Below are 14,478 nucleotides of genomic sequence, written 5' to 3'. Positions count from 1 at the left end.
GCCCCCAACATGTGACGCGCGTCCCGCGCTCACATTGAGGACTGTATGGATATGCATCCCTTTATGGAGTGATGATAAATTCAATCTGGTCATCTGGCTGCAGAACAAGCTTCCGTCCCTCGACCACCGTCATCTTCTTCCCATTTACCTTTAATGCAAAGTCTATCGTTTTTTCCATTTTTCGCTGACCAATGTGCAGCACTTGCTTGCCGTCATCTGACAAGGAGATTTGTGCAAACTCATCAATTAGATCGTTAACATTCATATTCTCTTTCCAGCTGACCACATAGGTATTGGTCATTTCTGGGATCGTAGTGCCTCCGTCGATACTCAATGTCAGTCCTGCAGTAGGCAGGGAATTCGTCTTGACATCCATTCGCTTCACAAACACAACAACCGTATCACCGGGGCCAACGATCTTCTCCATCGCTGCAGGTTGCCTAAGTTCTTCATCATTGACCACGATGCCCCATCCCATCTTCGTATCTAGGGCAACATCTCCGACGGACATGATCACACCATCCTCTTCAGAGATCTTTACAATTCCTGTCTGCTTCAAGGAATCGGTAACGGTCATGCCTGACTTCCAATCAATTTCAATGCGTTCTGACAAGTTCGGTATATAGGAACCGCCCTCGATAGTAACTGTCACCTTCGAAGCCGGACTAGATTGCTCTTCTGCCTGCTGCTCCTGCTCAGTTGTCTTGGAGCAAGCAGTGATTATGCATATCAACAACATCAGTACAACAAGAACTTTGGAGTGTTCGGCGTAGTTGCGAATGCGTAGCCATCGTCTTTTCATTACGTCAACTCACTTTCTTGCCTTCTCTACCTATAAACATACAGGTTTCTTAGTCTATTATGCAATAAGATGAGCAAGAAATCGTATCAATCCCGTAACAAAATCCGTCGGATTTACAACTCGTTCGACATAAATACGAGAGTTAGCCCTTATTTATACAACTACTTCCTCCAATATTTTCCTCATATAGGTTTTTCGTGCAGCGAAGAAGAAGAGCGCCTGCATCACAACGAACATGCTCACGACTGTCAATGCATACCCCATCATGTTCGAATTAACCAGGTTGCTCAGTGTCTTCAAGGCGAACAATGTATGAACGCTCCCTACCATGCATGGTGCGAAGAAGATAAGTCCTACTTGGAACGTAACAACACGACGGATCTCCGCAATCGACAAACCAATTCGCGTTAACCCCTTGAAGTATGCCTGATCATCCTGCAGTTCGGTGAACAATTTGAAGTAGATGACACTTCCGCTCGCGATAAAAAATAACAAACTAATAAACAATCCGATGAACATCCCTAGAGAGGACACTTGGTTCGTGCTGCTCCAATCATACACCCTGCTTGAGATTCTGATACTGTCATCTTCCTCTTCGTTAAACGACACGTGCTCCCGGATCTTTTTGTCTAAGGCCAAGGAATACTCCCAATCCGACCAATTGAATGCATGTCCATATCGAGCTCGGTCAGCCGGCGCCTTATCGAAAAATGGGGCAAACAAATCATCGCTAACGACTAATACATTGTAAACGCCTACGCCTGAATTGATTACATTTCTTGTGGTCTTTTCCCGAATATGCCCGGATACCTTTGTATACGTATCACGAATATGCCCCGATACCTTTGCAGACGTTTCACGAATCATGATCGTTACAGGCCCTGGATATCCCAAATATAGTTTCGAATCACTTGGTTCATCCACATTCAGGGGCTTACGAAGAACAAGAACCATCTCATTGTTCATAAGGGAAAGGGGTTGTCCCCCATCCATTGCAATGATCCGATTATAATCAGACACACTAACCATAGCTCCATAGTTCTCAGACAACTCTTGCGTATAATACACTTCAACATACCTGAAGTCAGCATCTTGTTCTATCTCGTTCTTTGTGCTGTCCCCCCAAGCCTTTATCATTTCTGGTTTGATCGGTTGCTGTCTGTCCTTCGTCCAGGTGATGACGTAGCTTTGCGGCATATCATTCAACTGCTGCCGCTTCATTGTCTGATCGAACGCATAAAAGCTTGCGGTAGCTGTCAACACTACTGCACACAAAATGGATACATTGAACAGCACACGGGCATTATCCTTCAGCTTGAATGCTGCTTGTGAGATATTCAACAAATTGGTTCTTCGATAATAGACGCGCTTATTTCGCTGCAGTATACGGATAATGGCTACACTGAACTGCGTGTAGAAGAAATAGGTGCCCAGCACCGTGAATCCTAATATCGGTAACGCGGTTAGGCCGAACAACTGTATAGTTGTAACATAAGCCAGACTATATCCCAGCGCTAGCGAAAATACAGAGAGAATGACGAGCACCCATGAGAATTTAGGCGGTGATTTCGGCTCTTTGTGCGCCCGTATGAGCTCAACAATTTGACTGCGCCCTACTTTTCTCAATGAATACACGGTAATACACGTAAACAAAATCAAGTAACCTGCCGATGTTAGTAGAATCGCTTTCGGAACAATATAAAAAGTAATCGGGGTATCGACAGCCAGTATGTGGGATAAAGCCATCAAAAACAGCTTCGTCATAAAGGCGCCGATTCCCATTCCTACTGCAATGGCTAGGATGGAAATAATCATGTTCTCATAAAATACGAGTCTTCGTAACTGCAGCTTGGTCATTCCGAACAGAGTGAGTAAACCGAATTCCTGCTGTCTGGATTTCAAAAATGCAGAGCTTGAGTATAACGTAAAGAAAAAAGAGAAGATGATGATCAAATACTCGCACATCATCATTACTTCTCGAATTCGATGTCCACCAGGCACTTGTCCATTAACTACGTCAGGATGGTAAATAAATGCTGCATACATAAAGAAAATCATTACCGCGAAAACACTGCTCAAAAAATAAGCGCTGTATCGATGCCAATTCCCCTTGATATTACTTGTAGCGAGCTGTCGGAATGTCATCGAAGTTCCCTCCTAGCAAGCTTAGCGAGTCTAAGATGTGCTGGAAGAAAATCTGTCGATTGGCACCACGTCGCAGTTCGGAGAACAATCTGCCGTCCTTAATGAATAAGATTCGTTTGCAATAACTCGCCGCAAAAGCATCATGCGTGACCATCAATATGGTCCGATTCGATCGCTCATTCAAATCTTCGAGCGCAGTCATAACATCCTTCGCAGCCTTGGAATCTAAGTTTCCTGTCAGCTCATCCGCGAGAAGCAGAGATGGCTGATGAATGACTGCTCGTGCAATCGCCGTCCGCTGCTTCTGACCACCTGAAATTTCATAAGTACGCTTATCCAATATATGATCAATGCCAAGCCAGCTCGCCGTTTCCAACAGTCTGCGCTCAATCTCTCTAGCCGAGATGCCGTCAAGAGCAAGCGGCAATATAATATTCTCCCGAATACTTAACGTATCCAGCAGATTGAAGTCTTGGAAGACATAACCGAGTTCTCTTCTACGAAAATAGGCCAACTTCCGATTGCTCAGCTTCGCCGGATCCGTCCCGTTAATAAACACATCTCCAGAAGTTTGCTTGTCTATCGTAGCTAATATGTTCAACAGTGTCGTCTTGCCACTGCCTGATGGCCCCATAATCCCAACAAATTCCCCTTCATCGATCGTTAGATTGATATCTTGAAGAGCCGTATAGGTCATGTTTCCTCGTGTTCCATATACTTTGGATAATTGCTTAGCTTCTAATACAGGCATAGGTGTCCGCCCCTTCCTCCTTGCTTACGCTCCAGAATCCTCATGTATACACACAGTATACCCTTTCCCTTCTTCCTGCCAACATCGAATTGGCTTTCAATCCCCTCTACCACCTTACAAAGTTGTCACATTCGCCTGATCCTATAACAATAGCCCTCTTCCTCATGGAAAAGGGCTTCAGGGTAAGCGTTTGTTCATCGGGTCATGTACTTAGTGCAATCGCTCCAGCAACTGATGGTGCATAGCTCTAGACTCGAACTTTATCGTTACTGTCGTGCCTTCATTCAGCTTCGATGCAATACTGATTGTGTGTCCCAGCTTGGCGCAAACTTGTCTAACCAAGTAGAGTCCCATACCGGTTGCATCCCCTTCCTTACGGCCATTCTGACCGGTGAAGAATGCATCAAATACACGCGGCAAATCCTCAGGAGCAATACCAATTCCTTCGTCTTGAACATGCAGGAGTATTGAGTCACCTTCCCGCTCCACCTTAAACATTAACGATTTGGAGCCCTCTTTGTCCCTCATATATTTAATCGAATTCGTTACAAGCTGTGTTAAGACGAAGTTCAACCATTTCTCATCACTATCGACAATCACATCATCGGCTTCAATCTTCGGGAAAATTTTATGCTTAATCAGCGATTTTTTATTCTCATTCACAACCTGCCGGATGACCTGCTTTAGATTCAATCCCCCAACATGAAGATCCAGCTCGAACTTGTCCAGTCGTGCCGTACTCAGCATCATGTCCAGACCTCTCGTAAGACGATCAGCCTCTTCACTCACACTCCGCAGCAGCGACTCAATCTGAGACTGATCAAGCTCATATACTGGCTGCTGTGTAAGCAAATGAATAACAGACACCGGAGTCTTCATATGATGAACCCATTGGTTCGTGAAGTGAACATGCTTCTCTCGGTCTTTCCGCATCGTAAGCAGTTCGTTCATAAATGAGCGATATTGACGTGATAGAAGCGCATGCATTCGTCTCTGCTCTAATGTGCTTGGATGCTGCAAACAAAGCGTGAAGTCACTATCACTTGCATTCGTCTCTGCATTGTACATTTCCTTGTACCAGCGCCGTTGATTCGTATAATCATAGACTAAACCAATCATAAGAATGAACACAGCAAGTATGAAGATATAGATGAGACTTTCCTTCGCAGCAAATCGCTGCCCAATGCTAAGATCTAGCCACACAACAAGCAATGCAATCGCTATCGCTAAGAAGCACGTTAAGATAATTACAGTTCGGTCTCTTACATATTGGAGAAAGGTCATTCCCGGCTTCATTCATTCACCCATGTAGCTGACATGCGATACCCTTGGCCTCGCACTGTCTCTATTGCCTTCGCAATTCCAATCTCCTCCATCTTCTTGCGAACGCGGGTAACATTCACGGTTAGCGTATTGTCATCGACGAAGTCTACATCATCCCATAACGTCTCCAGCAATGTCTCTCGAGATACGATATAGCCAATCCGTTCCATAAGGCAAGCAACGAGAAGAGCCTCATTCTTCGTCAAGTCCACACGCTTGCCTGACCATTCAAGGGTGTTCTTCGCCCGGTGCAGTGTTAAGCCTTGGACAATCAGCTCTTCACCATTGCCCCCACCATTAGCTGCGTATTCCCCATAGGTTCGGCGCAGAACTCCTTTTACTTTGGCTAGAAGGACGTCGAGATGGAATGGCTTCGTAATAAAGTCATCGCCGCCATTTTCAATCGCCATTACTTGATCCATTTCTCCCGTACGTGCTGAGACGAATATGATGGGTACATTCGTCTCACTGCGGAATTGTCGACACCAATAGAAACCATCGAAGGCCGGCAAATGGATATCAAGCAAAATTAAATCTGGATTGATTTCCAGCATTTCATCCTTTAATTGGCTGAATTTTGTCGCACGAGCTACATTGTAATTGTATTTTTCAAGAGAAGACTGCAAGATCGATGCAATCTTATCATCATCTTCCACGATCATAATTGTATACATAACAATACCCCCAGTTCGCGAACGTACTTCTATCTATTTTGTTGCTTTCTTGTTTCCATCATAACATAAACTTCTTTTAATCTAGAAACGAACTATCCACCTGAATGCCTATGTACGCAGATTCAGTAGAGCTGAATCTCTCCATACAATGAACACAACAGAACAAAGCTCCCGCTTCTTAAGACGGGAGCTTATCGATGTGTTCCTTCAATAAATCATATGTTGGAAATATTTACGTTGTCTGTGGCAGTTCTTGATACGTGATGAGTACCCCGCCTTCACCTGCATAGGTGCCGATGACTGGGCCCATATTCACGAACAGAACTTGATCGAAGTGATATTTGTCGAGCAATTCCTTCATAAAGGCCTTGGCCCGCTCTTCACAATTGGAATGTGCAAAGGCAATCCACTCTTTGTCAACATGGTTCCATGCGTCCCCAACCTTCTCAATCAGTCGGCGGAGCGTTTTCTGTGTGCCTCGTATCTTCTCCATCACCTCTATGGAACCCTCTTCGCTTGCCTCCATGAGCAGCTTGATGTTCAACATAGAAGCGACCGTGCCCTTGAACTTGCCCAAGCGTCCGCCACGAATGACATTATCGAGGGTATCCAGGGTGAAGTACGTGCGAGTGTGCTTCACTTGGTGGCTCACGGTATAAGCAACCTCATCAAGTGTCTTCCCCGCTCCAGCTAGCTGTGCCGCACGCACGGCAAGCAAGCCAAGGCCAGCAGATGCTGTCTTCGTATCTATAACTTCAATCCGGTTCGGATGACCTTCTTCCTCGTACATCGTCTTTGCCATTAATGCATGATTGTAAGTGCTGCTTAAGCTAGAGGTCAAGGAAAGGACCAATATATCTTTATCAGTGCCAAGCGATTGATACATATGGTAGAAATCAGCTGGCGACGGACTGGATGTCTTCGGCAGATCCTCCTCCTCTCGCATACGCCCATAGAATTGAGCGGTATCCATATCAGAGGTCAGCACCTCTTGTCCGAAACGTACATATAGAGGTACTACATGGATGCCGAACTGCTGGACGATCTCTGGAGTCAAGTCTGAACTTCCGTCCGTAATGATGTGAATGGTCATGTCATTCTCCTGTCCTAAAGTAAAAGTAAGTTAGTATCGCTCATTCCGCTTAATTATACGAGCTTGTCCATACGTTTACAACGTCAAAAAGTAGGCAATCTTGTGGACACAGCAAAAATGCCGAGCACTAACCTGCTGTCAAGTTAGGCTCGGCATCCGATGAGCTGTCCACTGCGCATTATTCTTGATCCGAATGCTGTAAGGTAGAGCTAGTCTCATCGCAGCATCCGATTGATTCGTTCACCCACTGCTCCGCCCACTGCCCTATGGCTTCCATTACTGGCTGCAGAGCCAATCCTTTGTCCGTAAGCGTATATTCAATGCGTACAGGCGTCTCTGGATACACATTACGAACTACAATCCCTGCCGCTTCCATGTCTTTCATGCGTTCACTCAACATTTTGTCGCTCATGGTAGGAATGAGTGCGGAAATATCCTTAAAGCGCTTCGGCCCGCTCAATAGCACCTGAATAAGCAGCCCGTTCCAACGCTTTCCCAAAATGCAGAATGCCGCTTCGAATCGGGGACACATTCCCAACTGATCTGATTGCATCCGTTCATCCCTCCTTCTATACTTACAAAATGTAAGCATATTTATTTTACCATAGCTGATTCGAAAAGAAAACGCGACTGACATCATTTATTACAAAATTTAATGGACTTGCAAAGAATCTGCAACTTTTTTGGTACGTACGATCATTATAATAGTATGGTGAAAACTTACAATCCATTATTTATTTAATCCGAAAATATCGGGTACTTGCAGAGCTGAGGAGGCTTCCATTGAATTCATATCGCGAGAGCAGGAAAGAGCGGCATGCCCGCATAAAGAAGCAGAGGGCGCGCAAACTGAAGCAATTAGCCGGGGTGGGATTGCTGGTAATTATCGGCCTTGGCTGCATGCTCGCGCTGACAGTGGCCATGCGCACTGTAGAGAACCAGTCTGATTTGGTTTCTCCACCTAATGAAAGTGTGACTCCTACGTCCCCACTGGAGCCAAATCACGAGCAAAAAAAGAAGAACATTGCAGCAAAGGACGAATCAAGTAAATTTGTGTTGCCTCCTTCGCATGATCCCATCCGAATTGTCTTTGCAGGAGATGCACTCATGGATTGGTCCGTCAAGGAAACCATTCGCAAAAAAGGACCTGATTATCCATTTGAATACGTCAAGGACGAGGTCAGCAGCGCCGATTTTGCAGTTGTAAATCTGGAGACCGCTATCACACACCATACCGAGAAGGATACGAATCAACTGTATAATTTCAAGTCCGATCCGGAATCCTTGCAAGGAATTAAAAATACCGGGTTTGATCTGGTTACGATCGCTAACAATCACACCCTCGATTTTAAACAGAAGGGATTTCTCGACACACTATCATACTTGGAGCAATATGACATCCCCTATGTAGGCGGCGGAAGAAATAAAGAAGAAGCGTATCGGGCGCATACGGTGAAGATTAAGGGTCAAACAATTAAGATCCTCGCCTTCTCCCGATTTATCCCTCAAACGTATTGGTTCGCCGGAGAGAAGCGCCCAGGAATTGCGGAAGCATATAATAAATCAAGTGTTCTCCCTGTTATCAAAAGAGAACGTAAAGACTGTGATTACTTGCTTGTGTATCTCCATTGGGGGGTTGAGAAAAGTCATCGTCCAGAACCATGGCAGCGTACCTATGCACGTGAAATCATTGATGCTGGTGCAGATGCCATCATCGGCAGTCATGTCCATGTTCTGCAGGGATTCGAATTTTATAAGGGCAAGCCAATTGCTTATTCGATCGGCAACTTCTTATTTCCAGATTATGTGCGAGGAGACAAAGCGGATACAGGGCTGTTGAATCTAACGCTGGATCAAGGAGATATCTCAATGCACTTCACCCCTTACTTCATCTATAAAGACCAAATAATTAAGAAAGATGAGGCTTATGATCGAAAGCAATTAAAGTATTTGGAATCCATCTCGTTTGATGTTAAAATGGACGGCAAACAGGTACGGGATGCAGTGAAGGCAAATGGGCGCGCAACTGCTCCGCCAACACGCTAACCATGCTAGATATGCCGACATCTCGGTCATAAGACGCGAACCTGTACGCAGGATTCGCGTCTTATTGTATGTAAGGCATAATGCCGCAGCATACACAGCAAGCAAGAGGAAGGAAGATGTAATGTGACACAGCCAAAAATAACAATCATCGGAAGCTTGAACATGGATCTCGTAACGGTCACCTCCACAGTGCCAGCACAAGGTGAAACGGTAACTGGTCAATCGTTCGCGACCATGTACGGAGGGAAGGGCGCCAACCAAGCGGTAGCCTGCGCACGTCTAGGGGCTGATGTCAGCTTCATCGGATGTGTCGGTAATGACACATTCGGCACAATGATGTTAGATAACTTGAATCGTGAAGGCATACATACTGAAGCTGTTGAAGTACTTCGTGATGTATCTTCAGGAACCGCTTCCATTATTGTGAAGGATGGAGATAATCGCATTATTGTTGTACCGGGTGCAAATGCACAGGTAACAGCTGAACGAGTTCGCAAACACGCCGATGTCATTCGCCAATCGGACATCATCGTTCTGCAGCTTGAAATTCCTCTTCCTTCGGTACGAGCTGCCATCGAGATCGCGGCTGAGTCAGCAATCCCTGTCATCCTTAATCCAGCACCAGCAATGGAACTGGATCATCAATTGCTCAGCCAAGTCACTGTGCTCACGCCGAATGAGTATGAGCTTGCCGAGCTTCTCGGGCAAGCGGTTCAGGCAGGCGCCTTCGATTGGCAATCTGCTCTGCAAGCGATGCCAGGTAAAATCGTGTTAACCAAAGGGGCTGATGGAGCCTATTGGTCAGACGCCAAGGGACAACTTCACCATAGTCCAAGCCACCGGGTCAACGTTGTTGATACTACGGGAGCTGGTGACACATTCAACGGCGCTCTGGCCGTAATGCTTGCGGAAGGCCGCTCTATGGAGGAAGCAATTCCGTTCGCGACAGCCGCAGGGGCATTGTCTGTGACCGTATTCGGCGCGCAGGGAGGAATGCCGACTCGAGAGCAATTGACGCATTGGATCGCGCAGCACCAAGAGTAATAGCCCATTTATAAGGAGGAAGCAATATATGGCAACGATTCGCATGCTGCAGGCACTTGATTATGATGCTGCAGCCAGATTGTCTGATGACGTGTTTCGCAATGAAAAGCAGATGTCGATGGCACATAGTTTTTCGTACTTGTTCTCCCCTATTACCGCTCACTCATTTGGTGCGTTTGAGGACGGGGAACTGCTCGCACATATGGGATTGCTTCCATCAGTTGTCCGTATCGGACGATCTCGACTACCTGTATTCTCACTCGGCTCGGTATGCACATCCGAGGCTGCTCGCGGCAAAGGATTCGGTACGGATCTGCTGCACAAGGTTCAAGATCATGTTGCTTCTACAGGCGGAGTGATGATGTTCGTGTCCGGAGGACGATCGCTCTATACTCGCAATCGTTGTTATCCCTTCGGTCAAACACAGATTTATACGGTTACTGCAGATGCAAATGTTGCTGAAGAAGCGGGTGTTACAGCTCGCGTTCTTACTGAGAATGACTGTTTTGCTTGGTATGAACTTGCGCAGCAACGAGAAGCTGCTTTTGACTTAAGCTTATGGGATATGCACGGACTTGAGCATGGCGGTGCATTCGCTTCCTGCGTCATGATGAAGCCTAAGGTATACGTACTGGAACGCAACGGTCACATTACTGCATACATCTATATCCTGTTCCCTTCTGCCAAACAGCAGGATGCTGCACCACGTGTTTATGAGTATGGCGGCGCCGCTGAAGAGGTTACATACTTGCTGCAGCTTGTAATGAAACAGAAGCAAATCACTGCTTCCCAACTGTACGTACCATGGCAGGATACGGAAGTCAGCACTTGTCTGCGCGGCTATTCTTCGGAAGAGGAGCCAAACCAAGGGACGTTGTATGTTCCGAGCATGGAGCGACTATTCCGCTATATGCAGAACTGGTGGAGTGATCAAGGGGCGCTGGCCGTGCATATTCAAGTTACGGAGCTTGAAGGCGGTAATGTTCGCCTTGAGTATCCAGATGCAGCGTCAGTTGAACTTACTGAGAGTCAATTGTTCTCCCTGCTATTCGATCCGAAGGCAACTGACATTCTCCCTCCTGAATGGCCTTCTGCCGAGCAATTGAAGATCACAATACCACTTCCTTATACGATCGGACTTTTTTACGTATAACTTAATGTTCTCATCATCATTTCTTCTATCGCAGTTGTACTGCTTCAAAGCGCACTAAAATTAGTGCGCTTTTACTTTTGAAGTATACAAAGTTCCACACTGTTTCGCCTTGCCCCAAGCTTTCCTCTTGATGTGAACCTGAATTTTCGCATACAATGAACAAAAGTAGTAGGATATAATCAGAAGGTGAATCCTAGAAATGATTACCCCTTATACTTCCAAGTATCCACATCCCGATGCAGCCTTCTTTTAATTTGTATAATAGGAGCATTTTCATATGGCTACCATTTATGATATTGCGAGACAAGCCAACGTCTCCGCAATGACCGTATCACGCGTCATTAATAATACAGGCAGGGTCAGCGAAAAGACCCGAACCAAAGTTAAGCAAGTGATGGAAGAGATGCAGTACATACCAAATTCGGTTGCTCGCTGTCTCGTCACCCAAGAGAGCAAAATATTATCTCTACTTATTACAGATATCACAAACCCATTCTTCACAACAATGGCCCGTGGAGCAGAAGATGCCGCCATGCAGCATGGATATCGTCTTATGTTCGGCAATAGTGATGAGAGCTTAGTGAAGGAAAAAGACTATGTTCAAATGATACTGTCCATGCGGGTGGATGGTGTCCTATTTGCGCCCAGTGGAGACCAATCCAAAGAACATCTGGAATGGCTGACAAGACAAAATGTCCCGTTCGTGCTGCTTGATCGTGAGGTTCCAGGGATCGATTGTGATGCAGTACTCGGGGATAGTCGTGGCGGTGCCAAACAGATGGTCAGTGAATTAATTCGGTATGGACATCGACGGATTGCCCTATTGAACGGGTCTGAAGAAGTATCGACCGCCAGGGAGCGCAAAGCAGGCTATATCGCCGCCTTGCAGGAAGCCGGCATCCCATTTGACGAACAACTATGCATGCAGATGGGCTATTTACATGATCGGGATGCGCTCGATTTATCTCATTGGACGGAATTGGAGCCGCAATCTCGCCCTACGGCTATCTTTGCTGCCAACAACATGCTTGCGCTCTCTATCTTTACGGCGCTGAATCATGTCGGACTGCGAGTTCCGGATGATATCTCGATCGCTTGCTTTGACGATTTTGGGTGGGTAGAAGAAGCGAATCCGTTCTTTTCTGTTGCTTCACAGCCTGCATATCAATTTGGAGAGACCGGAATGCAGCTGCTGCTTGAGCGAATCAAGGATCGGGATCAAGCCTCCCGCCGAATTATTTTACCCTGCCAAGTCCACATGCGGCAATCTGTACGACAGCTATAGAACCATAATAAGCTCGAGCACGTTCACGGCCTACTCGAACGGGATTTCATCCCTGTTCAGAACAGGCCGTTCTTTTTTGTCCAGTGAATACCACGAAGCTGCCCAATCGTGTTCCTTGCCTCTTTCTCCGACTCGAATGTATATTCTTACCTGTAGACCTAGTAAATCAAGCGTACTAGAATAGAAACATTGACGCTTCTTTTGCTTTTATGCATAAAAGCGTGTAAGTGTAAAAGCATCTATCCGATCTTTACATACTAAAAACGTTACCATCAAGGAGTTGAATAACTATGAATACGAATGATGAACAATCAGTCAAGCAGCCACTCCGCTTCGTGCAGAGTGTTACCATCTTTGCGGTCATCATCGCCATTTTACTGCTTACAATACTTGGATGGGGTGCACAGCCGCACATCCCACTGCTAACAGCAACTGTTGCTACAGGCTGTCTGCTCTTGCTGTTCGGACAATCGTGGAATCTAGTAGAACGAGCATTGATTAAGGGACTTCAAGCTTCTGTTATGCCTGCCTTGCTCCTATCTCTTATCGGAATCCTGATTGCAGTATGGATGATGAGCGGGACAGTTCCTACGCTACTCGTATATGGAACCTCCTGGTTTCAGCCTCAATGGTTCACGATTAGCGCTCTGCTGCTTACGGTTATCGTCTCGATGTTCGTCGGCAGCTCAGTGACGACAGTCGGAACATTCGGCGTAGCCTTGATAGGCATGTCGGATTCCATGGGCGTCCATCCCGCAATCGTAGCAGGGGCAGTCGTGTCTGGTGCCTGCTTCGGGGATAAGATGTCTCCGCTCTCCGATACGACGAATTTCGCATCTGCCGTTGCACGTGTCAGTATGCCTGATCATATTCGCAACATGACGAAGACGACCGTACCCGCATTTCTTATTACCTGCATCGCCTTTTTATTTTTCGGTTCTTCCGCTCAATCCAATATGGATCAATTGCTGTCGATGCAGCAGGATATCCGCAGTGTATTTCATATTCATCCGCTAACTTTACTGCCGCTTGCTGTCGTGCTTATCGCTGCATTTAAGCGATTGCCAATCATCATTACGATGCTGCTCGGTATTGGATCGGGTCTGCTAGTTACTGCGCTCATTCAAGGAGACGTAAATGTTCCACAATGGATGGAAGTGATGCAGGGAGGATTCCAAGGGTCATTCCAGATGGAGGAAGTAAGCCGTATCGTGAACCGAGGTGGCCTTCAGTCTATGACTTGGGCAATATCGCTCATTGCGATTGCCTTCGCTCTGGGAGGATTGCTGCAGCATGCAGGCATCATTGAAACGATGTTCAATCGTCTGATTGCACCTGTAAAGACCAAGGAAGGACTTGTTGTCACAAGCGGACTTAGTTCAATCGGGGTGAACATGATTACAGGTGAACAATACATGTCGATTCTGATTCCGGGCCAATTGTTCGAATCCGAATATGATAAGCGCGGCATTCCACGACTCACCTTATCTCGTACATTGGAGGATTGCGGAACATTAGTGAATCCGCTTATTCCTTGGGGGGTCAGCGGTGCAATGATGACAAGCGCGCTTGGTCTTACCGTACTGGATTACATGCCATATGCTTTCTTCCTGTGGGTATCCCCACTGGTTACATTTGCTTTTGCACTATTGCCCGGGTTAAAACGTGTGACACTCGGTAATTCACAATAGCAACTTCATTGCAGGTCATCAGTCGCAACGAGATGATGACTAAGCGGTAGGATACAGAAGACCCTATTGCTTCTTCCAATCCAGTTATGATACTGTCTTCTTAACTAGTCATGGATTATAGACAGAAAGGAAGGGATAAGATGCGCCTTATACATGCCCGTATGCCAAGGTATATATTGCTTGTACTTAGTGTGCTTGCTATCGTATGTACAGCACTTACCCCTCTTGCTTCGAATGAAACGATGTTCATGCATCCTGATGAATCCGCATTTACGTATCCCGAGCATGTAAGCTCTGTAGTAGGCATTCATCAGGTTCAGTCTATTAAGCATTTTTCCATGCCTTTATGGTTCATCTTATTCATTCTCTATATCGCGATCGCCCTCTTGAGGAGCCGACTTCCCAGTTACAGATTTGATACGCCGTATATGATTTTACTGCGCAGTCAATTCTTGAGGCCTCTCAAATTCA

The 14,478-nt window shown here is 46.2% G+C and carries 12 protein-coding genes; 5 read left to right on the top strand and 7 right to left on the bottom strand.

Features of this window, described 5'->3' with window-relative positions; genetic code table 11:
* Positions 1–61 precede the first annotated feature (61 nt).
* The 7 genes from ABN764_RS00985 to ABN764_RS00955 all read right to left on the bottom strand — a co-directional run bounded on the left by ABN764_RS00985 (position 62) and on the right by ABN764_RS00955 (position 7,341).
* Complete coding sequence (locus tag ABN764_RS00985; RefSeq protein WP_090510341.1) at positions 62–802, bottom strand: hypothetical protein; 741 nt, start codon at positions 800–802, stop codon at positions 62–64.
* A 153-nt stretch (positions 803–955) separates the two neighbouring features.
* Entirely contained in the window at positions 956–2,947 is a 1,992-nt protein-coding gene (locus ABN764_RS00980) for an ABC transporter permease (protein ID WP_072727870.1), read from the bottom strand.
* The gene (locus tag ABN764_RS00975; protein ID WP_021253030.1) at positions 2,919–3,698 is read right to left on the bottom strand and encodes an ABC transporter ATP-binding protein; all 780 of its coding nucleotides are present in this window, start codon (positions 3,696–3,698) and stop codon (positions 2,919–2,921) included. The genes ABN764_RS00980 and ABN764_RS00975 overlap by 29 nt, the downstream gene beginning before the upstream one ends.
* A gap of 210 nt (positions 3,699–3,908) precedes the next feature.
* Positions 3,909–4,994, bottom strand: a complete 1,086-nt coding sequence (locus tag ABN764_RS00970) for a sensor histidine kinase (RefSeq protein WP_175560609.1) — start codon at positions 4,992–4,994, stop codon at positions 3,909–3,911.
* Positions 4,991–5,695 (bottom strand): response regulator transcription factor, encoded by a 705-nt coding sequence (locus ABN764_RS00965; protein WP_021253032.1) that lies wholly within the window; start codon positions 5,693–5,695, stop codon positions 4,991–4,993. The genes ABN764_RS00970 and ABN764_RS00965 overlap by 4 nt, the downstream gene beginning before the upstream one ends.
* A gap of 232 nt (positions 5,696–5,927) precedes the next feature.
* Positions 5,928–6,788, bottom strand: coding sequence for a DegV family protein (locus ABN764_RS00960; protein WP_021253033.1), 861 nt, complete (start codon positions 6,786–6,788; stop codon positions 5,928–5,930).
* A 178-nt stretch (positions 6,789–6,966) separates the two neighbouring features.
* The gene (locus ABN764_RS00955; protein ID WP_021253034.1) at positions 6,967–7,341 is read right to left on the bottom strand and encodes a winged helix-turn-helix transcriptional regulator; all 375 of its coding nucleotides are present in this window, start codon (positions 7,339–7,341) and stop codon (positions 6,967–6,969) included.
* Between the two features lie 230 nt (positions 7,342–7,571).
* Here ABN764_RS00955 and ABN764_RS00950 point away from each other — a divergent pair, with 230 nt between their 5' ends.
* The 5 genes from ABN764_RS00950 to nhaC all read left to right on the top strand — a co-directional run bounded on the left by ABN764_RS00950 (position 7,572) and on the right by nhaC (position 14,007).
* The gene (locus ABN764_RS00950; RefSeq protein WP_174809171.1) at positions 7,572–8,834 is read left to right on the top strand and encodes a CapA family protein; all 1,263 of its coding nucleotides are present in this window, start codon (positions 7,572–7,574) and stop codon (positions 8,832–8,834) included.
* 123 nt (positions 8,835–8,957) lie between these two features.
* Positions 8,958–9,878, top strand: a complete 921-nt coding sequence (rbsK, locus tag ABN764_RS00945) for a ribokinase (RefSeq protein WP_174809170.1) — start codon at positions 8,958–8,960, stop codon at positions 9,876–9,878.
* Positions 9,879–9,906: 28 nt separating this feature from the next.
* The gene (locus ABN764_RS00940) at positions 9,907–11,031 is read left to right on the top strand and encodes a GNAT family N-acetyltransferase (protein ID WP_268623268.1); all 1,125 of its coding nucleotides are present in this window, start codon (positions 9,907–9,909) and stop codon (positions 11,029–11,031) included.
* A gap of 277 nt (positions 11,032–11,308) precedes the next feature.
* The gene (locus ABN764_RS00935; RefSeq protein WP_065291924.1) at positions 11,309–12,316 is read left to right on the top strand and encodes a LacI family DNA-binding transcriptional regulator; all 1,008 of its coding nucleotides are present in this window, start codon (positions 11,309–11,311) and stop codon (positions 12,314–12,316) included.
* Between the two features lie 290 nt (positions 12,317–12,606).
* Complete coding sequence (nhaC, locus tag ABN764_RS00930) at positions 12,607–14,007, top strand: Na+/H+ antiporter NhaC (RefSeq protein ID WP_446670691.1); 1,401 nt, start codon at positions 12,607–12,609, stop codon at positions 14,005–14,007.
* The last annotated feature ends 471 nt before the right edge of the window (positions 14,008–14,478 follow it).

Origin of the sequence: Paenibacillus wuxiensis, from assembly GCF_040195695.1 — a bacterium.
Lineage (GTDB): Bacteria > Bacillota > Bacilli > Paenibacillales > Paenibacillaceae > Paenibacillus_B > Paenibacillus_B suaedae.
Note: the sequence above shows the minus strand (reverse complement) of the source record. Positions and strands in the feature narration are given on the sequence as shown.

Bases quoted from the DNA above. Each gene is read 5' to 3' on its own strand.
- ABN764_RS00985 (WP_090510341.1), bottom strand. From the start codon at position 802: ATGAAAAGACGATGGCTACGCATTCGCAACTACGCCGAACACTCCAAA.
- ABN764_RS00980 (WP_072727870.1), bottom strand. From the start codon at position 2,947: ATGACATTCCGACAGCTCGCTACAAGTAATATCAAGGGGAATTGGCAT.
- ABN764_RS00975 (WP_021253030.1), bottom strand. From the start codon at position 3,698: ATGCCTGTATTAGAAGCTAAGCAATTATCCAAAGTATATGGAACACGA.
- ABN764_RS00970 (WP_175560609.1), bottom strand. From the start codon at position 4,994: ATGAAGCCGGGAATGACCTTTCTCCAATATGTAAGAGACCGAACTGTA.
- ABN764_RS00965 (WP_021253032.1), bottom strand. From the start codon at position 5,695: ATGTATACAATTATGATCGTGGAAGATGATGATAAGATTGCATCGATC.
- ABN764_RS00960 (WP_021253033.1), bottom strand. From the start codon at position 6,788: ATGACCATTCACATCATTACGGACGGAAGTTCAGACTTGACTCCAGAG.
- ABN764_RS00955 (WP_021253034.1), bottom strand. From the start codon at position 7,341: ATGCAATCAGATCAGTTGGGAATGTGTCCCCGATTCGAAGCGGCATTC.
- ABN764_RS00940 (WP_268623268.1), top strand. From the start codon at position 9,907: ATGGCAACGATTCGCATGCTGCAGGCACTTGATTATGATGCTGCAGCC.
- ABN764_RS00935 (WP_065291924.1), top strand. From the start codon at position 11,309: ATGGCTACCATTTATGATATTGCGAGACAAGCCAACGTCTCCGCAATG.
- nhaC (WP_446670691.1), top strand. From the start codon at position 12,607: ATGAATACGAATGATGAACAATCAGTCAAGCAGCCACTCCGCTTCGTG.